The organism is Streptomyces sp. NBC_00090 (assembly GCF_045160815.1).
GTDB lineage: Bacteria > Actinomycetota > Actinomycetes > Streptomycetales > Streptomycetaceae > Streptomyces.
On the sequence record NZ_CP108224.1, the window covers coordinates 7,391,746 to 7,411,435 of the forward strand.

The following is a 19,690-nucleotide window of genomic DNA, read 5'->3' on the forward strand; positions in this document are numbered from 1 at the left end:
TGGCGGCCTCATGACGATCTCCTTCGGCTGGGGGCCCGTCGAGGCACGGGCCCTCGCCCCGGCGGCCGCCTGCGTCGTCGTGGTCGACGTGCTCTCGTTCACCACGTCCGTCGGCGTCGCGGTCGAGGCCGGCGCGGCCGTCCACCCGTACCGGTGGCGGGACGCGACAGCCGCCGCGTACGCGGAGCGCGTCGGGGCCACCCTCGCCGTCGGCCGCGGCGAGGCGACCCCCGACCACCCGTGGACGCTCTCCCCGGCGGCCCTGCGCGCCGCCCCGGTGCCGTCGCGGCTGGTCCTGCCGTCCCCGAACGGCTCCACGATCGCGGCGGAGGCCGGCGGGGCGACCGTCGTCGCCGCCTCCCTGCGCAACCGCACGGCCGTCGCCCGCTGGCTCACGGACCGGGGGTACGGCTCCGAGGACCGTCCGCTCGCCGTCATCGCCTCCGGCGAGCGGTGGCCCGACGGCTCGCTGCGCCCCGCCCTCGAAGACCTGCTGGGCGCGGGAGCGGTGCTCTCCGCCCTCGCGGGTACGGGCACGCCGACCCCCGAGGCGGCCGCGGCGGCGACGCTGTGGGCGGCGACGGAGGACCCGGTCGCCGCCTTGCACGGCTGCGACTCGGGCCGTGAACTGTACGAGTACGGCTTTCCGCAGGACGTGGCCGTGGCCGCCGAGATCGACAGCTCGACGACCGTCCCCGTCCTCGTGGACGGCGCATTCCAGGAGGCAGGACCATGACCGACCTACTGACCCGGCTGACCGAGATGCTGGACGATCTGGACGCGGACGTCGACGAGACGATCGACCTCGCCGACGAGATCGCGGCCTCGGGCGACGCCGGTCTCCTGCCCCGCCTCCAGGCGGAACTGGACCGCGCCCTCACGGAACGGAACGCCTACGCCCGTGAGCTCCTCGGCGGCGTCCTCGCCGCCCTCGGCGGCCCGGAGGCCCTCCCGGACCTGATCCGGGCCTCGGCCGTCGACCTCGGCGACGACCAGGACGGCCTGGCCGCCGAGATCGTCGAGCTGGTCCAGTCGGACCCGAAGACGGCCGACCGGGTCCTGCGGCCCCTCACGGACGACGACGACCTGACGGTCGCCAACCGCGCGGACTGGGCGCTGCGCTTCCTGCCGTAGCCGCCCCCGCACGCGAGAGGCCACAGCCCGCCGGGCTGTGGCCTCTCTCGTACGGCAGCGGGGGCGGGGCCCAGGAGGCGGTACGGCCTACGTACCGCCTCCTGGGCCCTCGCGCACGCCTACTTGCGCTTGCCGCCGCCCTCACCCAGGAGACCGGCCTTGCGGAGGGCGTCCGCCATCGCGCTGTTGCCCGGCGCGGGGGCCGACGAGCGGTCCCTGCCGCCCCCGCCCCGCTCGTCCCTTCCGCCCCGCTCGTTCCGGCGGCCCCCGCCACTTCCAGCGCCGCCACCGCCAGTGCCGCCACCGGCGGCCCTGCCGCCCTGGCGCTGCTGCGGCGGACGGCCGCCCCGGTCGGTCCGCTCCCCGCGCTCCCCGCGCTCACCTCGGTCGCCCCGCCTGGGCGCGCCGCCGGACGCGTCCGCGCCCGCCTCGTCGTCCAGCCGCAGCGTCAGCGAGATCCGCTTGCGCGGGATGTCCACCTCCATGACCTTCACCTTGACCACGTCGCCGGGCTTCACGACGTCGCGCGGGTCCTTCACGAAGGTCTTCGACATCGCCGACACGTGCACCAGCCCGTCCTGGTGCACGCCGATGTCCACGAACGCGCCGAAGGCGGCCACGTTCGTGACGACCCCCTCCAGCACCATCCCGGACGTCAGGTCGCCGATCTTCTCGACGCCCTCCTTGAAGGTGGCCGTCTTGAACGCCGGGCGCGGGTCGCGGCCCGGCTTCTCCAGCTCGCGCAGGATGTCCGTCACCGTCGGCAGACCGAAGGTCTCGTCGACGAAGTCGTCCGCCCGCAGCGAGCGCAGCGTGCCCGTGTCGCCGATGAGCGAGGCGACCTGGCCGCCCGTCGTCTTCGCCATCCGGCGCACCACGGGGTACGCCTCCGGGTGGACCGCCGAGGAGTCGAGCGGGTCGTCGCCGCCCCGGATGCGCAGGAAGCCCGCACACTGCTCGTACGCCTTCGGGCCCAGCCTGGCCACGTCCTTGAGCGCCCTGCGGGAGCGGAAGGGGCCGTTGGCGTCGCGGTGCGCGACGATGTTCTCGGCGAGACCGGAGCTGATGCCGGAGACCCGCGAAAGCAGCGGCGTGGAGGCGGTGTTGACGTCGACGCCGACACCGTTCACACAGTCCTCGACCACCGCGTCCAGCGAGCGGGAGAGCTTCACCTCGGCCAGGTCGTGCTGGTACTGACCGACACCGATCGACTTCGGGTCGATCTTCACCAGCTCGGCGAGCGGGTCCTGGAGCCGCCGGGCGATCGAGACGGCGCCGCGCAACGACACGTCGAGCTCGGGGAGTTCCTGCGAGGCGAAGGCCGAGGCCGAGTAGACCGAGGCGCCGGCCTCCGAGACCATCACCTTGGTCAGGTTCAACTCCGGGTGCTTGGCCAGGAGTTCGGCCGCCAGCTTGTCGGTCTCGCGGGAGGCCGTGCCGTTGCCGATCGCGACCAGCTCGACCGCGTGCTGCTTCGCGAGACGCGCCAGCCTGTCGAGCGCCTGGTCCCACTTGTTGGCCGGGACGTGCGGGTAGATCGTGTCGGTGGCCACGACCTTGCCGGTCGCGTCGACGACGGCGACCTTCACGCCGGTACGGAAACCGGGGTCGAGGCCGAGCGTCGCCCGCGTACCGGCCGGCGCGGCGAGCAGCAGATCGCGCAGGTTGGCCGCGAAGACCCGGACCGCCTCGTCCTCGGCGGCCGTCCGCAGCCGCAGCCGCAGATCGATCCCGAGGTGGACCAGGATGCGGGTCCGCCAGGCCCAGCGGACCGTGTCCTGGAGCCACTTGTCGCCGGGGCGCCCGCGGTCGGCCACGTCGAAGCGGTGCGCGACGATCCCCTCGTACGAGGACGGGCCGGGGGTCTCGGACGGCTCCTCGGGTTCCAGGTCCAGGCTGAGCACGTCCTCCTTCTCGCCGCGCAGCATGGCGAGCACCCGGTGCGAGGGCAGCGCGGTGAACGGCTCGGAGAAGTCGAAGTAGTCGGCGAACTTCGCCCCCGCCTCCTCCTGCCCGTCCCGCACCTTCGCGGAGAGCCGGCCGCGGCCCCACATGCGCTCGCGCAGCTCGCCGATGAGGTCGGCGTCCTCCGAGAACTTCTCGGTGAGGATGGCCCGCGCGCCCTCCAGGGCGGCGGCGGCGTCCGCGACGCCCTTGTCCGCGTCCACGAAGGCCGCGGCGGCGGCCGTCGGCTCCACCGAGGGGTCGCTCAGCAGCCCCTCCGCCAGCGGCGCCAGACCGGCCTCGCGGGCGATCTGGGCCTTCGTCCTGCGCTTCGGCTTGAAGGGCAGGTAGATGTCCTCAAGACGCGCCTTGGTGTCGGCGGCCCGGATCCGGGCCTCGAGGTCCGGCGTCAGCTTGCCCTGCTCGCGTACCGAGTCGAGGATCGCCGACCGGCGGTCCTCCAGCTCGCGCAGATAGCGCAGCCGCTCCTCGAGGGTGCGCAGCTGCGCGTCGTCGAGCATCTCGGTCGCTTCCTTGCGGTAGCGCGCGATGAACGGCACGGTCGAACCGCCGTCGAGCAGTTCGACGGCCGCCTTCACCTGTCGCTCGCGTACGCCGAGCTCCTCGGCGATCCTTGCTTCGATGGACGTCGTCACGGTGTCCCGACTCGCCTTCTCGTGCCTCAAGCTTGCGAGTGCATTGTGCCGGGTCGGTCACCCGGATGCGGTAACCGACCCGTCCCGCGCGCGTCCCCCGCTCCCGTCAGCCCTTGCCGGTGAGGTCCGCGGGGAAGGCGCCGGCGACCGCCGCGGTGACGAGGAAGCCGCGCCCCAGCTCGGTGAGCCGCTCGACGCCCGCCGCGCCGAGGTGCTCGTACGGGGCGGAGTCCAGCCGGTCGGTGTGCCGCTCCAGCTCGTCGCGGAGGGCCGTACCCGCCTCCGTGAGCTCGCCCTCGGCGTCGAGGAGCCCGCGGCCGCGCAGCCGCTCCGCAGCCGCCTCCCAGTCGGCGCGCCGCCAGCCGCGCGAGCCGAGGACCCAGCGCGGGGCCATGCCCTTGCCGGTGGCGGTGTGGGAGACGAGCGCCTCGACGGGGTCGAGCCCGACGGAGAGCAGGGCCGCCAGGTGGCCGTCACCCCGGTGCTCGCGCAGCAGGGTCGCGGCGTACCAGTAGGCGAGGTGCGGTTCCTCGGGCACCGGCAGGTCCGCGTTGGCCGAGTAGAGCGGCCGGGCGTGCCGGGTGCAGGCCTCCGTGGCGCGCAGGGCGAGGACCGCCGCCTCGGCCATCTCCGGGGAGGAGACGGCGTCCTCGCCGAGGAGCCTGCGCAGGGTCGCGTCGGCGGTGCGCAGCCGTGCGGCCAGGACGTCGGCGGGGGAGGCGGTCTCCCAGACGGCGGGGAGGTGCCGGGCGAGCAGCTCGTGGTTGTAGTTGTAGAAGGTCGCGGCGACCGTGCCCGCGCCCACCGCGCCGAGCGCGGCGCTCCGCGCGGCGAGCCGCATCGCGCTCTGGTCGGTGAAGCCGAGAGCGGTGAACTCGCGGTCCAGGTCGGGCGAGAAGTAGAGCGTGGAGTGCATCGGGTTGAGGGCGTTGTGGCAGCGGCGTCCCGCGCGCGGCGGCAGAGCAGTCGTCATGAAGCGAAGGTTACCGACTGGTCGGTACGACGGGAACAGCCGGACGGGGCGAGAGGCCACGTCCGATGGCAGAAAAGGTGGGATGTGCGTCGTTGCGGACATCGCCGGGCCCGCCAAGGATGGAGGCATGACGCAGCGACCCGTACTCGTCGTCCTCTTCGACGGCGTGCAGAGCCTCGACGTCACCGGCCCCTTCGAGGTGTTCGCCGGTGCCGCCCGCGCCGCCGGGGACCCGTCCGCATACGCCATCCGCACCGCCTCCCTGGACGGCGGACCGGTCCGTACGCACAGCGGGCTGCGTCTGCTCCCCGACACCACCCTCGCCGGGGCCGTCGCCGACGGCGCCCCCCACACCCTCGTCGTTCCCGGCGGCGAGGGCACCCGGAGCCCCGATCCGGCGCTGATCGAGTGGCTGCGTACGCACGCCCCGCGCGCCGGGCGGCTGGTCTCCGTCTGCACCGGGGCGCTGCTCCTCGCCGAGGCCGGGCTCCTCGACGGACACCGGGCGACGACCCACTGGACCGCCTGCGACCACCTGGCCCGCTGCTACCCCGAGGTCGACGTCGACCCGGACCCCATCTTCGTACGGGACGGACGGCTCTCCACCTCCGCCGGCGTCACCGCCGGCATCGACCTGGCGCTCGCCCTCGTCGAGGAGGACCTCGGCCGGGGCGTCGCCCTCACCGTCGCCCGCCACCTGGTCGTCTTCCTGCGCCGCCCCGGCAACCAGGCCCAGTTCAGCGCCCAGCTCTCCGCCCAGACCGCGCACCGGGAGCCGCTGCGCGACCTCCAGCAGTGGATCACCGAGCACCCCTCCGGCGACCTCTCCGTCGAGGCGCTCGCCGCCCGCGCCCGGCTCTCGCCCCGCCACTTCGCCCGCGCCTTCCACGCCGAGACGGGCACCACCCCCGGCCGCTACGTCGACCGGGTCCGGCTCGAACACGCCCGGCGCCTCCTGGAGGAGACCACGCGCGGTGTCGAGGAGGTCTCCCGCGACTCCGGCTACGGCACCCCCGAGGCGATGCGCCGCGCCTTCGTCAAGGCGCTGGGCACCGCCCCGGCGGAGTACCGCCGCCGCTTCCACGTACCCACCGTCACCTGACTGCGCACCCACCGCCCTCGGCACCGCGCCCACCGGCACCGAATCCGTGCCCACCGCCATCGAAAGGGACCACCATGCAGATCGCCGTCCTGCTCTACGAACGCTTCACCACGCTCGACGCCGTCGGGCCGTACGAGCTCCTGGCCCGCCTCCCCGGGGCCGAGACCGTCTTCGTGGCCAAGGAGACCGGCCCGGTCCGCAACGACCAGGGCAGCCTCGCCCTCGTCGCCGACCGGACGCTCGCCGAGGTCCCGGCCCCGGACATCGTCCTCGTCCCCGGCGGCCCCGACGCGCGGTCGGCCATGCACGACCCGGAGATCCTCGACTGGCTCCGTACCGCCGACGCCACCAGCACCTGGACCACCTCCGTCTGCACCGGCTCGCTGGTCCTCGCCGCCGCGGGACTGCTCAAGGACCGCCGGGCGACGACCCACTGGCTCGCCTTCGACGAGCTGCGGGCCCTGGGCGTCGAACCCACCGGCGAGCGGGTCGTCTTCGACGGCAAGTACGTCACCGCCGCCGGGGTCTCCTCCGGCATCGACATGGCGCTGCACCTGCTGGGCCGGATCGCGGGCGACGAGACCGCCCAGACGATCCAGCTGCTCACGGAGTACGACCCGCAGCCGCCGTACGACGCGGGCTCCCCGGAGAAGGCCCCGGCCGCGATCGTCGCGCACTGGCGCGGCGGCGGGCCGGCCGCCGTCCAGGAGGGCTGAGGCTCAGACCCCGTAGGTGAAGAGGGGCGCGCGGCGCTCCAGGAAGGCGGCGACCCCCTCCGCGGTGTCGCCGCTGCCGCGTGCCTGCTCCGCCCAGTGCGCGTCCCGGTCCACGCGCCCGTCTGCGAACTCCTTCGCCGCCGCCTGGGTCAGCAGCGAGCGAGAGACGAGGACCCGGCCGAACTCGGCCACCCGCTTGTCCAGTTCGCCCGCCGGATGGAGCTCGTCCACGAACCCGGTCCGCAGCGCCCGCTCCGAGTCCATCAACTCACCGGAGAACAGCAGGTACTTGGCGGTCGACGGGCCCACGAGCGCGGTCAGCCTGCGGGTCGACGAGGACGGGTAGACGATGCCGAGCTTCGAGGGTGTGATCCCGAAGCGGGCACCCTCCTCGGCGAAGCGCAGATCGCAGGCGGCGGCGAGCTGGCTGCCGCCCCCGACGCAGAAGCCCCGGACGGCGGCGAGCGTCGGCTTCGGGAAGGCCGCGAGCGCCTCCTCGGCCCGCACCGCGAGGCTCTGCTGCTCGTCACCGGGCTCCCGAAGCGTCGAGATGTCCGCCCCGGCGCAGAAGGTGTCGCCCTCGCCCGTGAGGACCAGGGCCCGCACCGCGCGGTCGGCGGCCAGCCGGTCGAGCACCGCGGGCAGCGCGCGCCACATGCCGGCGCTCATCGCGTTGCGCTTGGCGGGGTTGGCGATGACGACGGTGGCGACCCCGTCCGTGACGCTGTCCTTCAGCTGCGGCTCCATGGGCCGGATGCTATCCGTCCTACCCGAACGTACGATCAGGAAGGGGCGCTCCGAGGAGGCCCCTGCTGCTCTTCGACGGCCTCGGTCCGATCGCGATCGGCGTGGGCGGCCGGCGGATCGTCGGTATGGTGACGCCGCCGCTCCCCGTGTCGAGCGGGCCGCCGGAGCCGTCGCCGAAACTCCCGTCGGAGCCCTCGGATCCGGAGCCTTCGGAAAGCGCGCGGGATCAGTCGAACAACTGACATTGGCATACCCACCCGATCAGAAGGTGGCCGATAAGTGTCGACTTCTGGTCAGTAGGCCGGTCTGCCCACGCGCATTGCCAAGACTCGATCCGTGGCGAGAATCGAGCACGAGGGTGGGAACCGGACCGTGGACACCCACGGAGGTGTGCCCACCCGGTCACCGTCCTACGAAGGAGTCTGGCGCTTCACCGCACCCGCGGTCGACGTCTCCGTCCCGCAGGCCCGGCACGCCGTACGCGACCTGTTGGTCCGCCAGGGAGTCCCCGTCCACCAAGAGATCATGGACGGGGTCCTGCTGATCGTCTCCGAGCTGGTCACCAACGCCGTGCGGCACGCGGCGCTGCTCTCGCCGGAGATAGCGGTGGAGGTGGCGATCGGCCCCGAGTGGGTCCGGGTGTCCGTCGAGGACAATCACCCGTACCGCCCCAAGGCGCTGGAGGCGGACTACGGGCAGACCGGAGGTCGCGGGCTGCTCCTGGTGAAGGAGATCGCCCAGGAGTCCGGCGGCACCTGCGACGTCGAGCACACGGCGAGCGGCGGCAAGATCATCTGGGCGGCGCTGCCCCTGGCCCCGATGGCACCGGGGCCGGGGGGAGTACCCCAGGAGGCGACGGTCACCAGCCCCCGGACGGACCCGTCAGTTCCCTGACGGCCGGCCGCGCCGCGTCGAGCACCGTCATGAACCAGGCGGAGAACGGCGCGGCGGCGTGCCGCTCGGCCAGCTCGTCGGCGGTCACGAAGGCGGTGTCCTCGATCTCCTCCGGGTCCGGCCGCGGCTCGGCCTGCACCAGGCCGACGAAGAGGTGGTTGAACTCCTGCTCCACCAGGCCCGACGCCGGGTCCGGGTGGTTGTAGCGGACGGTGCCCGCCTCGGCGAGCAGCGTGGGCGAGACGCCGAGCTCCTCGAAGGTGCGCCGGGCCGCCGCCGCGAACGGCGCCTCGCCCGGGTAGGGGTGGCCGCAGCAGGTGTTCGACCAGACGCCGGGGGAGTGGTACTTGCCGAGCGCCCGGCGCTGGAGCAGCAGCCGGCCCGACTCGTCGAAGAGGAAGACGGAGAAGGCGCGGTGCAGTTGTCCCGGCGCCTGGTGGGCGGCGAGCTTCTCCGCCGTGCCGATGGTCGTTCCGTCCTCGTCGACCAGTTCGAGCATGATCGGCGCCGGGGCTCCGGACGGCTGGACGCCGTTCGACATGATCTCCGGCGAGATCTGAGCCACTGTGGCTGGTGTGGTCGGCATACCCGTCCTTCGCTTCGGTCCTCGGCCCGGTGGGGCCACCCCAGTCTGCCGCACAAAGGCGGCTTGTCCGCACTTCATCGGCCGGACAACGCCGCTCCCGCCGCACCGGAGTACCCCGGTGCGGCAGGAACGGGTGGAGCTCAGAAGACCGTCATACCCCGAAAGCCGCCGGATAGACGAGCGTGCCCGGGGGGACGGGCTCGGAACCGTCCAGAACGAGCGCCATCATGGCCTCGTCCGGAGCCTCGAAACCTGGCTTGATTCCATACTCGGACGCCCGTACGAATCCGAACCTGGGGTAGTACTCCGGATGGCCCAGGACGAGGACGAACGGCTCTCCCCGGAGCCGGGCCGCGTCGAGCACCGCCCGCACGACGGCCTGTCCGGCCCCCGTCCGCTGGTACTCCGGGGCGACCGAGACCGGCGCGAGCGCCGCCGCGGGGGCGCCGCCCACCCGGCAGCGGGTGATCAGCGCGTGCGCCGCGATCGTGCCGTCCGGGGCCTCCGCCACGTACGACAGACCGGGCAGCCAGGCGTCGGCGTCCAGCCGGAGGTTGTCGACCAGATCGGCCTCCACCTCCGACGGGGTGTCCACCGACCCGAAGGCCGTCGACACGACCCGCCGCACCGCCGAGGCGTCCTCCGCGGTCTCCTGGCGGACGCGCCAGCGCGGATCGGCCGGCCGCATGACGAAACCGGCGTAGCCGTAGTCACCGCCGTGCTCGCGCCGCAGGGTGATCTCGGTGCGCGCCCCGGCCACGGCCTCGGCCATGCCCGGCACGGTGATGTCGGCCGCATCCGCGTGCGCGGCGAGCGGAACGTAGTACTCGTCCCAGTCGCTCTCCGGCTGCGGGACGGTGCCCAGGACGTGGTAGCCGGCCTCGACCGCCGCCGCCGCGTTCCCTGCGACGGTACGGAGCGAGTAGTGGTCCTCCCAGAAGACGCGGGCCGCGGGGCCCGGCTCCTCGGTGGTCCACACGCACTCGGTGAGCACGAGCGTGCCGCCGGGCGCGAGCAGCCTGCGCCACTCGGCCAGGGCCCGGTCGAAACCGAGCACGAAGACCGAGCTCTCGGCCCAGACCAGGTCGAAGGAGCCGTCGGGGAACGGCAGTGCGCCCATGTCGGCGCGGAGGGTGTGGACCGAACCGTCGAGCCCGCGCGCCGCGGCGGTCTCCCGCAGCTCGGCGAGGAACGGCTCGTGGGTGTCGACGGCGGTCACCTCGGCGCCCGCCTCGGCGGCCAGGAGCAGCGCGGAACGACCCGGGCCGCAGCCCAGGTCGAGCACGCGCGGACGCTCCGGAAGCCTCCCCGCGAGCGCGAGGAGCCGACGGGTGGTGGTGTCGGAGCCCGGACCCTGCCGCGGAAGGCCGTGGTGCAGGGCGAAGAAGGAGTCGTACAGAGCGTTGTCGGACAACGTGGGAAACCCTTGTGTGAGAGGGCCCCGGCCGACGACGTGACGTACCGGTGGGAAGACCGGGATCAGGTCAGCCGGTGACCCGGGAGCTGAAGCTGGACCGGGCGCTGCCGCACTGGGCAGCCTCCATCGCGACGGTCATCAACCTCAGCTCCTCTCCACACGTGTACGTAATCGAGAGGCTAACAGGCCCCGCATCCCAGAGACAGAGCTCTTTCGGAGGCGGAGCTCTTCTGAGGGCCGGAGCTCTCAGAGGCAGAGCTTCGCCTCGTGCTGCGCGTGCCCTTCCGGCTCCAGCTGGAAGGTGCAGTGCTCCACGTCGAAGTGGGAGCCCAGGCAGCCCTGGAGGTCGTGGAGCATCTTCTCGTGCCCGACCGAGTCCAGCGCGCCCTGGTCCACCACCACGTGGGCGGAGAGCACCGGCATCCCCGAGGTGATCGTCCAGGCGTGCAGGTCGTGGACGTCCTCGACGCCCGGCAGGGCCAGGATGTGGGCCCGCACCTCCGCCATGTCGACGCCCTTCGGGGCCGCCTCCAGGAGCACGTCCAGCGTCTCGCGCAGCAGCTTGACCGTCCGGGGCACGATCATCAGGCCGATCACGATCGAGGCGATCGGGTCGGCGTACTGCCAGCCCGTGGCGAGGATGATGACGGCCGCGACGATCACCGTCACCGAGCCGAGGGCGTCCGCCAGCACCTCCAGATACGCCCCGCGCACATTGAGACTGTCCTTCTGACCCCGTGCGAGCAGGGAGAGGGAGATCATGTTGGCCACCAGGCCGACCACCGCGAAGGCGATCGTGAGACCGCCCTTGGTCTCGGCCGGCTCCAGGAACCGCTGGATCGCCTCGTACAGCACGTACCCGCCGACGCCGAGCAGCAGCAGACAGTTGGCGAGCGCCGCCAGGATCTCGGCCCGGGCGAAACCGAAGGTGCGGTTCATGGTGGGCGGCCGGTTGGCGAAGTGGATCGCGAGCAGCGCCATCACGAGGCCGACGGCGTCGGTCGCCATGTGGGCCGCGTCGGCGATCAGGGCCAGTGAGTCGGCGACCACACCGCCGATGATCTCGATCACCATCACGGAGAGCGTGATGCCGAGCGAGATCCGCAGCCGGTTCCGGTACGCGGCCCCCGCGGTGCCCGTGGGCGGCGGCCCTCCGTGGCTGTGCCCGTGGTCGTGTCCAGCCCCCATGAGATGGCCTCCCGATCAAGTCGTTCCGTCTGCCCCAGGTGGCAAGTGAACTACGGGTGGGGGGTATGTGCAACACGGTACTGAACACCGTTGTCATATGCTCTGACCTGCGGAGATGCGGTCGGGACCGGCCATGGCGGGAAGTGGCCACCAGGCACCCTCGCGGCGGGAGCCGGCCGGGGTTTGTGGGGCGGGTCACCGATCGCCGATGATGATCTCCGCGGGAGGCGGCGCACCCGTGAGGCCACAGGTGGGCCCGGGGGAGTCCGGCCCGCCAAGCCTCGGTGAACTCGCGCTCCGTTCATCCGATAGCCTCAGCCGACGTGCCGCCGCCCGGTGCCGGGCCGCACCGCCGCGCCCGGGGTCGCCATGGCCCCGCCGGCCCCTCCGTCAGCTCCAAGGAGTGAGTTCGTCTGTCGACCGCCATCCTCACCGGCCCGCCGGCACCCGGATCCTCGCTCGACGGTGATCTGCGGTCGCTCGGCTTCGACGTCCGGATCGCCTCCGGCGCCGAGGAGACCGGCGCCCTGCTGGCATCCGTCCCGGCGGCCGAGCGCGTCGCGCTCGTCGACCCCCGGTTCGTCGGCCACCTGCACGCGCTGCGCCTCGCCCTCACCGACCCCCGGTTCCCGGCCGCGGCCGCACCCGGCGCGCTCACCGCGCAGAGCGGGGCCCGCCCCGCACTCGCCCGCGCCCTGACCGCCGCCACCGTGCCCGCGGGGGCCACCGGCACCGAGGCCGGCACCGACGCACTCGCCGACGACCTCACCGGCACGCTCGCCGACGCCCTCGACGCCGACGGCGTCGCCGTGCACCGGCCCCAGCTCGGCACCCTCGTCGCCACCGTGCCCACCGACGCCGAGGCCCGCCGCGAGGCGCGCGCCGCCGTCGACGCCGTCGACGACGAGGCCGTACGCCTCCGCTCGGCCGTCAAGGCGCACGACGGCTTCTTCACCACCTTCTTCATCAGCCCGTACTCGCGCTACATCGCCCGCTGGTGCGCGCGCCGCGGACTGACCCCCAACCAGGTCACCACCGCCTCGCTGCTCACCGCGCTGATCGCGGCCGGCTGCGCGGCCACCGGGGAGCGCGGCGGCTACATCGCCGCGGGCGTCCTCCTCCTCGTCTCCTTCGTCCTCGACTGCACCGACGGGCAGCTCGCCCGGTACGCGCTGAAGTACTCGACGATGGGCGCCTGGCTCGACGCGACCTTCGACCGCGCCAAGGAGTACGCCTTCTACGCGGGCCTCGCCCTCGGCGCCGCCCGCAACGGCGACGACGTATGGGCCCTCGCGCTCGGCGCCATGGTCCTCATGACCTGCCGGCACGTCGTGGACTTCTCGTTCAACGAGGCCAACCACGACGCCACGGCCAACACCAGCCCCACCGCGGCCCTCTCCGACCGGCTCGACAGCCTCGGCTGGACCGTCTGGGCCCGCCGGATGATCATCCTGCCGATCGGCGAGCGCTGGGCGATGATCGCCGTCCTCACTGCCGTCACCAACCCCCGGATCGTCTTCTGGGCGCTGATCATCGGCTGCGCCTTCGGCGCCTGCTACACCACCGCGGGCCGCGTCCTGCGCTCCCTCACCCGCAAGGCGAAGCGCACCGACCGGGCCGCCCAGGCGCTCGCCGACCTCGCGGACTCCGGCCCGCTCGCCGGCCTCGTCGCCCGCGCCCTCGCCCGTACCGGCCTGCGCGCCCCCGGCGTCGTGCTCGCCGCGATCGGGACCGCCGCGCTGCTCGCCACGGTCCTGGCCCGGCCCTTCGGCGACCGGCAGATCGTGATCGTCGCGGTCCTCTACGCGGTGCTCGCCGGCGCGGCCGTCGCGCGCCCCCTCAAGGGCGCCCTCGACTGGCTCGTCCCCCCGCTCTTCCGCGCCGCCGAGTACACGACCGTCCTCGTGCTCGCCGCCCGCTCCGACTCGGCGCACGCCCTCCCGGCGGCGTTCGGCCTGGTCGCGGCGGTCGCCTACCATCACTACGACACGGTGTACCGCATTCGCGGCGGCACCGGCGCGCCGCCCGCGTGGCTGGTGCGCGTCACCGGCGGACACGAGGGGCGCACGCTCCTGGTGGCCGTCCTCGCCGCCCTGCTGGCGGACCGCGGTGACGACTTCACCCTGGCACTGACCGCCCTCGCGGTCGCCGTCGCGCTCGTGGTGCTCGTGGAGTCCATCCGCTTCTGGGTCTCCTCCGGAGCACCCGCCGTTCACGACGAAGGAGAAACAGCATGATCGGTCTCGTACTGGCAGCCGGTGCCGGACGGCGTCTGCGCCCCTACACCGACACCCTTCCGAAGGCCCTCGTGCCTGTCGACGGCGAGACCACCGTTCTCGACCTCACGCTGAAGAACTTCGCGGAGATCGGCCTCACCGAGGTCGCGATCGTCGTCGGCTACCGCAAGGAGGCCGTCTACGACCGCAAGGAGGAGCTGGAGGCGAAGTACGGCCTCAAGCTCACCCTCGTCGACAACGACAAGGCCGAGGAGTGGAACAACGCCTACTCCCTGTGGTGCGCGCGTGAGGTCCTCAAGCGCGGTGTGATCCTCGCCAACGGCGACACGGTCCACCCGGTCTCCGTCGAGAAGACCCTCCTCGCCGCCCGCGGCGACGGCCAGAAGATCATCCTCGCCCTCGACACGGTGAAGCACCTCGCCGACGAGGAGATGAAGGTCATCACCGCCGAGGGCAAGGGCGTCCAGCGCATCACGAAGCTGATGGACCCGGCCACCGCCACCGGCGAGTACATCGGCGTCACGCTGATCGAGCCCGAGGCCGCCGAGGAGCTCGCCGACGCCCTGAAGGCCACCTTCGAGCGCGACCCCGACCTCTACTACGAGGACGGCTACCAGGAGCTGGTCAACCGCGGCTTCACCGTCGACGTGGCCCCCATCGGCGACGTCAAGTGGGTCGAGATCGACAACCACGACGACCTCGCGAAGGGCCGTGAGATCGCGTGCCAGTACTGACCCGGCTGATCCCCTCGCCGGTCGTCGTCGACATCCGCCGAGGAGCGCTGGACGACCTGTCCGCGCTCCTCGCGGACCGGCGGATCTCCAGCAACGGCAAGATCGCCGTCGCCATCAGCGGCGGCTCGGGCCTGAAGCTGCGTGACCAGTTCGCGCCCGAGCTGCCGGGCGCGGACTGGTACCCGGTCTCCGGCGGCACGATCGACGAGGCCGTGAAGCTCGCCGACGCCATGCGCGGCAAGCGGTACGACGCCGTGATCGCCCTCGGCGGCGGCAAGATCATCGACGTGACCAAGTACGCGGCGGCCCGGGTCGGGCTGCCGCTGGTGGCCATCGCCACCAACCTGTCGCACGACGGGATCTGCTCCCCGATCTCCACGCTGGACAACGACAACGGCCGCGGCTCCTACGGTGTGCCGACCCCGATCGCCCTCGTCATCGACCTGGACGTGATCAGGGAGGCGCCGGTCCGCTTCGTCCGCTCCGGCATCGGCGACGCGATCTCCAACCTCTCCGCCATCGCGGACTGGGAGCTCTCCCACCGCGAGACCGGGGAGCCCGTCGACGGGCTCGCGGCCGCCATGGCCCGCAGCGCCGGCGAGGCCGTGCTCCGCCACCCCGGCGGCGTGGGCGACGACGACTTCCTCGTCACCCTCTCCGAGGGCCTGGTCATGTCCGGCATCGCCATGTCGATCAGCGGTGACAGCCGCCCGTCCTCGGGTGCCTGCCACGAGATCAGCCACGCCTTCGACCTGCTCTTCCCGACCCGTGCCGCCAGCCACGGCGAGCAGTGCGGTCTCGGCGCGGCCTTCGCCATGCACCTGCGCGGTGCCCGGGACGGCTCCGGGCTGATGGTCGAGACCCTGCGCCGGCACGGGCTGCCCGTCCTGCCGGAGGAGATGGGCTTCACCGTGGACGAGTTCGTCCAGGCGGTGTCCTTCGCCCCGCAGACCCGGCCGGGCCGCTTCACCATCCTCGAACACCTCGACCTGTCCGACGAAGAGATCAGGGACGCGTACGCCGACTATGCAAAAGCCATCGGTAGCTGAGCTCCGCCCGGTCGTCCACCCCCCGGGTGTGAAGGACCGGCGGAGCGGTGAGCACTGGGGCGGGCGCCTCTACATGCGAGAGATCTCGCTGCGGATCACCCGGCGCCTGGTGACGACCCGGGTCACGCCCAACCAGCTGACCTACCTGATGACCGTCTTCGGCGTGCTCGCCGCCCCGGCCCTCCTGGTGCCGGGCATCGCGGGCGCCGTCCTCGGCGTGGTGATGGTCCAGCTCTACCTGCTGCTCGACTGCGTCGACGGCGAGGTGGCCCGCTGGAAGCAGCAGTTCTCGCTCAGCGGCGTCTACCTGGACCGGGTCGGCGCGTATCTGTGCGACGCGGCGGTCCTCGTCGGCTTCGGCCTGCGCGCCGCCGACCTGTGGGGCTCGGGCCGGATCGACTGGCTGTGGGCCTTCCTCGGCACCCTCGCCGCGCTCGGCGCCATCCTGATCAAGGCCGAGACCGACCTCGTCGGCGTCGCCCGGCACCAGGGCGGGCTGCCGCCGGTCAAGGAGGCCGCCTCCGAGCCGCGCTCCTCCGGCATGGCGCTGGCCCGCAGGGCCGCCGGCGCGCTCAAGTTCCACCGGCTGGTCCTCGGGATCGAGGCCTCCTTCCTGATCCTGGTCCTCGCGATCGCGGACCAGGTCCGGGGCGACCTCTTCTTCACCCGGCTCGGTGTCGCCGTCCTCGCCGGCATCGCCCTGCTCCAGACCGTGCTGCACCTGGTGTCGATCATGGTCTCCAGCAGGCTGAAGTGAGGCCGGCAGTGAGTACGCCGCTCAGGGTGGGCGCCGTCGTCATCACGATGGGCAACCGCCCCGACGACCTGCGCGCGCTGATCGACTCGGTCGCCAAGCAGGAGGGCGAGCCGGTCGAGGTCGTCGTCGTCGGCCAGGGCACCCCGGTCACCGGGGTGCCCGACTGGGTCAGGACCGTCGACCTGCCGGAGAACGTCGGCATCCCCGCCGGCCGCAACGTCGGCATCGAGGCCTTCGGCCCCGGCGGCACCGACGTCGACGTCCTGCTCTTCCTGGACGACGACGGGCTGCTCGCCCACGCGGACACCGCCGAACTCGTCCGCCAGGCCTTCACGGCCGACCCCCGGCTCGGCATCATCAGCTTCCGCATCGCCGATCCGGAGACCGGGGCCACCCAGCGCCGGCACGTGCCGCGGCTGCGCGCCGCCGACCCGATGCGCTCCTCGCGGGTGACCACCTTCCTCGGCGGCGCCAACGCCGTCCGCACCAAGGTCTTCGCCGAAGTCGGCGGTCTGCCGGGCGAGTTCTTCTACGCCCACGAGGAGACCGATCTCGCCTGGCGCGCGCTCGACGCCGACTGGATGATCGACTACCGTTCCGACATGGTGCTGTTGCATCCCACCACCGCACCTTCCCGCCACGCCTCGTACCACTTCAACGTGGCCCGCAACCGAGTGTGGCTGGCACGTCGCAATCTGCCCGCGCCCCTGGTGCCGGTGTATCTCGGCGTCTGGCTCCTGCTCACCCTGGCACGTCGGCCCTCGCCCTCCGCGCTCAAGGCGTGGTTCGGCGGATTCCGCGAGGGGTGGGCCACTCCCTGCGGACCGCGCCGCCCCATGAGGTGGCGTACGGTGTGGCGGCTGACCCGGTTGGGTCGCCCCCCGGTCGTCTGACATCGTGGTACCGACGTGCCGCGCATCTTGAACACGAAAGTTTCGACTGTGAGTGACACACACCAGGGCGGGGCGGTCGCGACGAGCGCGCCCCCGTCCGTCGACGAGGGCCTGTCCTCGGCCGAGCTGGCCGCGAAGTACGGCCTCTCGGTCAGCGGGGCCCGGCCCGGGCTGTTCGAGTACGTCCGTGAGCTGTGGAGCCGGCGCCACTTCATCCTGGCCTTCTCCTCGGCCAAGCTGACCGCCCAGTACAGCCAGGCCAAGCTGGGCCAGGTGTGGCAGGTGGCGACCCCGCTGCTCAACGCCCTGGTCTACTACCTGATCTTCGGGCTGATCCTGGGTGCCGGACAGGGGATGACCAAGGAGGTCTACATCCCCTTCCTGGTCACCGGCATCTTCGTGTTCACCTTCACCCAGAGCTCCGTCATGGCGGGCGTCCGGGCGATCTCGGGCAACCTCGGACTCGTCCGGGCCCTGCACTTCCCCCGCGCCACCCTCCCGATCTCCTTCTCGCTCCAGCAGCTCCAGCAGCTGCTGTTCTCGATGATCGTGCTCGTGGCGGTGGCGATCGCCTTCGGCAGCTACCCCTCGCTCCGCTGGCTGCTGGTGATCCCGGCGCTGTTCCTGCAGTTCGTGTTCAACGTGGGCCTCGCCATGATCGTGGCCAGGATGGGCTCCAAGACGCCCGACCTCGCCCAGCTCATGCCCTTCGTCATGCGGACCTGGATGTACGCGTCCGGCGTGATGTTCTCGATCCCGGTGATGCTGGCCGACAAGCCGGCCTGGATCGCCGACATCCTCATGTACAACCCGGCGGCCGTCTACATGGACCTGATCCGCTTCGCCCTCATCGAGGGGTACGGCGCGCAGAACCTGCCGGACCACGTCTGGATCACCGCCCTCGCCTGGGCCCTGGTCTTCGGCATCGGCGGCTTCGTCTACTTCTGGAAGGCCGAAGAGAGGTACGGCCGTGGCTGACACGAACCAGGGCAACGTCCCCACCGTCATCTGCGACGAGGTCCACATCGTCTACCGGGTCAACGCCGGTGGCGGGGGCAAGGGCAGCGCCACCGCGGCGCTCAGCCGGATCGTCGGCCGCGGCAAGGCCGAGGTCTCCCGGGGCGTCCGCAAGGTCCACGCCGTCCGCGGCGTCACCTTCACCGCCTACCGGGGCGAGGCCATCGGCCTCATCGGCTCCAACGGCTCCGGCAAGTCCACGCTGCTGCGCGCCATCGCCGGTCTGCTCCCCACCGAGAGCGGCAAGGTCTTCACCGACGGCCAGCCCTCGCTCCTGGGCGTCAACGCGGCCCTCATGAACGACCTGACGGGCGAGCGCAACGTGATCCTCGGCGGCCTCGCCATGGGCATGAGCCGCGAGGAGGTGCGCTCGCGCTACGAGGGCATCGTCGACTTCTCCGGCATCAACGAGAAGGGCGACTTCATCAGCCTGCCCATGCGCACGTACTCCTCCGGCATGGGCGCCCGGCTCCGCTTCGCCATCGCGGCCGCCAAGAACCACGACGTCCTCCTCATCGACGAGGCGCTCGCGACGGGTGACCGCAAGTTCCAGATCCGCTCCGAGGAGCGCATCCGCGAGCTGCGCAAGGAGGCCGGCACGGTCTTCCTGGTCAGCCACAGCAACAAGTCCATCCGGGACACCTGCGACCGGGTGCTCTGGCTGGAGAAGGGTCAGCTCCTGATGGACGGCCCCACCGACGAGGTCCTCAAGGCGTACGAGCGGGAGACCGCCCGCTGACCCTGCTCCGTCGCCGAGCCGCTGTGCGAGAGCCCCTGCCGATGTCACCCGGTAGGGGCTCCTCCGTTTTCCGCGCGTCGCGTCACCACCTGGAATGTTCCTGCGGTTAACTTCGGGCAGGATGAGTCCATGGCAGCGATCTCGGGGGGAAAGACCTACCACCACGGCGATCTGCGCAACGCGCTGATCTGCGCGGCCGTCGACCTCGCCACCGTCGGCGGACCCGAACGGGTCGTCCTGCGCGAGGCGGCCCGCAGGGTGGGCGTCTCACCCACCGCCGCCTACCGGCACTTCGACGGCCGCGGCGAACTGCTCCGTACCGTCAAGGTCCACGCCCAGCAGCTGCTCGCCGAGGCCATGGAGCGGGCGGCCGGCCGTGAGCCCGGCGCCGACGACCCCGCCCTCGCGGCCGAGCGCAGGCTCGTCGCCCTCTGCCGGGGATACGTCGGCTTCGCCGTGGACCAGCCCGGCCTGTATCGGTCCGCGTTCTGCGTCCCCCGCCCGACCGAGCCCGAGGAGCCGGTCTCGGGGCGGCAGGCCGCCGAGCCCGAACTCCGCGCCTTCACCCTGCTCAGGGAGGCCCTCGAGGCCCTGGCCCGGGCGGGCGGACCCCTTCCCGGCGTCCGTCCCGCCGCCGGCGCCGCCGCGTGGTCGGCCGTGCACGGACTGTCACTTCTCCTGCTCGACGGCCCTCTTCGGCGCCTTCCCGTGCAGCGCAGGAACGACGTCGTCGAGTCCACCCTCGCCATGGTGGTCTCCGGCACGCGTGTTCTCTGACCCTTTCCGGATCCCGAACTCCCGTCCGGTGTACGAGGGTTGACGACGCGTGCGGAGGAAGTCCCGGCTCCCCGCCACCCCGGAATGGCGACGGCCGTCGTACAACGTAAGCTGGACCGGTCTGTTTCGA

General features: G+C 72.4%; 19 protein-coding genes and 1 pseudogene. 14 read left to right on the forward strand and 6 right to left on the reverse strand.

Translation table 11 applies throughout. The features are described from left to right. Positions 1 to 10: 10 nt before the first annotated feature. Both OG361_RS32965 and OG361_RS32970 read left to right on the forward strand, forming a co-directional pair. Positions 11 to 736 (forward strand): 2-phosphosulfolactate phosphatase, encoded by a 726-nt coding sequence (locus tag OG361_RS32965; RefSeq protein ID WP_405859375.1) that lies wholly within the window; start codon positions 11 to 13, stop codon positions 734 to 736. Continuing rightward, positions 733 to 1,134: a hypothetical protein gene (locus OG361_RS32970; RefSeq protein ID WP_384569391.1), complete on the forward strand. Its 402-nt coding sequence runs from the start codon at positions 733 to 735 to the stop codon at positions 1,132 to 1,134. The genes OG361_RS32965 and OG361_RS32970 overlap by 4 nt, the downstream gene beginning before the upstream one ends. 119 nt (positions 1,135 to 1,253) lie before the next feature. Here the strand turns inward: OG361_RS32970 and OG361_RS32975 are convergent, their stop codons facing one another. Beyond that, the gene (locus OG361_RS32975; RefSeq protein WP_405859377.1) at positions 1,254 to 3,734 is read right to left on the reverse strand and encodes a Tex family protein; all 2,481 of its coding nucleotides are present in this window, start codon (positions 3,732 to 3,734) and stop codon (positions 1,254 to 1,256) included. A gap of 106 nt (positions 3,735 to 3,840) precedes the next feature. Continuing rightward, a complete protein-coding gene (locus OG361_RS32980) occupies positions 3,841 to 4,707 on the reverse strand; it encodes an SCO6745 family protein (RefSeq protein ID WP_405859379.1) in 867 nt (288 codons plus the stop codon). Between the two features lie 127 nt (positions 4,708 to 4,834). Between OG361_RS32980 and OG361_RS32985 the strand changes: the two genes are divergently transcribed. Together OG361_RS32985 and OG361_RS32990 are read left to right on the forward strand one after the other, a co-directional pair. Further along, positions 4,835 to 5,809 (forward strand): GlxA family transcriptional regulator, encoded by a 975-nt coding sequence (locus OG361_RS32985; protein ID WP_405859381.1) that lies wholly within the window; start codon positions 4,835 to 4,837, stop codon positions 5,807 to 5,809. A gap of 74 nt (positions 5,810 to 5,883) precedes the next feature. Then, positions 5,884 to 6,525 (forward strand): DJ-1/PfpI family protein, encoded by a 642-nt coding sequence (locus OG361_RS32990; RefSeq protein WP_405859383.1) that lies wholly within the window; start codon positions 5,884 to 5,886, stop codon positions 6,523 to 6,525. A gap of 3 nt (positions 6,526 to 6,528) precedes the next feature. Here the strand turns inward: OG361_RS32990 and OG361_RS32995 are convergent, their stop codons facing one another. After that, entirely contained in the window at positions 6,529 to 7,272 is a 744-nt protein-coding gene (locus tag OG361_RS32995; RefSeq protein ID WP_405859385.1) for an enoyl-CoA hydratase/isomerase family protein, read from the reverse strand. 65 nt (positions 7,273 to 7,337) lie between these two features. On the opposite strand from OG361_RS32995, the pseudogene OG361_RS33000 reads away from it, so the two are divergent. Then, positions 7,338 to 7,514 (forward strand): annotated as a pseudogene (locus OG361_RS33000) (HdeD family acid-resistance protein); the annotation flags it as partial. A 103-nt stretch (positions 7,515 to 7,617) separates the two neighbouring features. Further along, positions 7,618 to 8,166, forward strand: coding sequence for an ATP-binding protein (locus tag OG361_RS33005; protein WP_405862574.1), 549 nt, complete (start codon positions 7,618 to 7,620; stop codon positions 8,164 to 8,166). Here OG361_RS33005 and idi read toward each other — a convergent pair. The 3 genes from idi to OG361_RS33020 all read right to left on the reverse strand — a co-directional run bounded on the left by idi (position 8,132) and on the right by OG361_RS33020 (position 11,357). After that, on the reverse strand, positions 8,132 to 8,752 hold the full coding sequence (gene idi / locus OG361_RS33010; RefSeq protein WP_405859387.1) for an isopentenyl-diphosphate Delta-isomerase: 621 nt from the start codon (positions 8,750 to 8,752) through the stop codon (positions 8,132 to 8,134). The two genes, OG361_RS33005 and idi, sit on opposite strands and share 35 nt — an antisense overlap. Before the next feature lie 151 nt (positions 8,753 to 8,903). Beyond that, entirely contained in the window at positions 8,904 to 10,166 is a 1,263-nt protein-coding gene (locus OG361_RS33015) for a GNAT family N-acetyltransferase (RefSeq protein WP_405859389.1), read from the reverse strand. Positions 10,167 to 10,415: 249 nt separating this feature from the next. Next, complete coding sequence (locus tag OG361_RS33020; protein ID WP_405859391.1) at positions 10,416 to 11,357, reverse strand: cation diffusion facilitator family transporter; 942 nt, start codon at positions 11,355 to 11,357, stop codon at positions 10,416 to 10,418. 413 nt (positions 11,358 to 11,770) lie between these two features. On the opposite strand from OG361_RS33020, the gene OG361_RS33025 reads away from it, so the two are divergent. The 8 genes from OG361_RS33025 to OG361_RS33060 all read left to right on the forward strand — a co-directional run bounded on the left by OG361_RS33025 (position 11,771) and on the right by OG361_RS33060 (position 19,560). Next, a complete protein-coding gene (locus tag OG361_RS33025; RefSeq protein WP_384569581.1) occupies positions 11,771 to 13,594 on the forward strand; it encodes a DUF5941 domain-containing protein in 1,824 nt (607 codons plus the stop codon). Beyond that, positions 13,591 to 14,328: a sugar phosphate nucleotidyltransferase gene (locus OG361_RS33030; protein WP_384569363.1), complete on the forward strand. Its 738-nt coding sequence runs from the start codon at positions 13,591 to 13,593 to the stop codon at positions 14,326 to 14,328. Before OG361_RS33025 ends, OG361_RS33030 begins: the two co-directional genes overlap by 4 nt. Then, positions 14,316 to 15,377 carry an iron-containing alcohol dehydrogenase family protein gene (locus OG361_RS33035; protein WP_405859393.1) on the forward strand — a complete coding sequence of 354 codons (1,062 nt, stop codon included), beginning with the start codon at positions 14,316 to 14,318 and terminating at the stop codon, positions 15,375 to 15,377. Before OG361_RS33030 ends, OG361_RS33035 begins: the two co-directional genes overlap by 13 nt. Further along, positions 15,355 to 16,134 (forward strand): CDP-alcohol phosphatidyltransferase family protein, encoded by a 780-nt coding sequence (locus OG361_RS33040; protein ID WP_384569357.1) that lies wholly within the window; start codon positions 15,355 to 15,357, stop codon positions 16,132 to 16,134. Before OG361_RS33035 ends, OG361_RS33040 begins: the two co-directional genes overlap by 23 nt. Before the next feature lie 47 nt (positions 16,135 to 16,181). Next, positions 16,182 to 17,027 (forward strand): glycosyltransferase, encoded by an 846-nt coding sequence (locus OG361_RS33045; RefSeq protein ID WP_384569578.1) that lies wholly within the window; start codon positions 16,182 to 16,184, stop codon positions 17,025 to 17,027. Positions 17,028 to 17,075: 48 nt separating this feature from the next. After that, positions 17,076 to 18,005 (forward strand): ABC transporter permease, encoded by a 930-nt coding sequence (locus OG361_RS33050; protein WP_384569354.1) that lies wholly within the window; start codon positions 17,076 to 17,078, stop codon positions 18,003 to 18,005. Then, complete coding sequence (locus OG361_RS33055) at positions 17,998 to 18,783, forward strand: ABC transporter ATP-binding protein (protein ID WP_384569351.1); 786 nt, start codon at positions 17,998 to 18,000, stop codon at positions 18,781 to 18,783. The genes OG361_RS33050 and OG361_RS33055 overlap by 8 nt, the downstream gene beginning before the upstream one ends. Before the next feature lie 129 nt (positions 18,784 to 18,912). After that, positions 18,913 to 19,560, forward strand: coding sequence for a TetR/AcrR family transcriptional regulator (locus OG361_RS33060; protein ID WP_405859396.1), 648 nt, complete (start codon positions 18,913 to 18,915; stop codon positions 19,558 to 19,560). The last annotated feature ends 130 nt before the right edge of the window (positions 19,561 to 19,690 follow it).

Bases quoted from the DNA above. Each gene is read 5' to 3' on its own strand.
- OG361_RS33040 (WP_384569357.1), top strand. From the start codon at position 15,355: ATGCAAAAGCCATCGGTAGCTGAGCTCCGCCCGGTCGTCCACCCCCCG.
- OG361_RS32995 (WP_405859385.1), bottom strand. From the start codon at position 7,272: ATGGAGCCGCAGCTGAAGGACAGCGTCACGGACGGGGTCGCCACCGTC.
- idi (WP_405859387.1), bottom strand. From the start codon at position 8,752: ATGCCGACCACACCAGCCACAGTGGCTCAGATCTCGCCGGAGATCATG.
- OG361_RS33045 (WP_384569578.1), top strand. From the start codon at position 16,182: ATGGGCAACCGCCCCGACGACCTGCGCGCGCTGATCGACTCGGTCGCC.
- OG361_RS32965 (WP_405859375.1), top strand. From the start codon at position 11: ATGACGATCTCCTTCGGCTGGGGGCCCGTCGAGGCACGGGCCCTCGCC.
- OG361_RS32970 (WP_384569391.1), top strand. From the start codon at position 733: ATGACCGACCTACTGACCCGGCTGACCGAGATGCTGGACGATCTGGAC.
- OG361_RS32985 (WP_405859381.1), top strand. From the start codon at position 4,835: ATGACGCAGCGACCCGTACTCGTCGTCCTCTTCGACGGCGTGCAGAGC.
- OG361_RS33030 (WP_384569363.1), top strand. From the start codon at position 13,591: ATGATCGGTCTCGTACTGGCAGCCGGTGCCGGACGGCGTCTGCGCCCC.
- OG361_RS32990 (WP_405859383.1), top strand. From the start codon at position 5,884: ATGCAGATCGCCGTCCTGCTCTACGAACGCTTCACCACGCTCGACGCC.
- OG361_RS33020 (WP_405859391.1), bottom strand. From the start codon at position 11,357: ATGGGGGCTGGACACGACCACGGGCACAGCCACGGAGGGCCGCCGCCC.
- OG361_RS33060 (WP_405859396.1), top strand. From the start codon at position 18,913: ATGGCAGCGATCTCGGGGGGAAAGACCTACCACCACGGCGATCTGCGC.
- OG361_RS32980 (WP_405859379.1), bottom strand. From the start codon at position 4,707: ATGACGACTGCTCTGCCGCCGCGCGCGGGACGCCGCTGCCACAACGCC.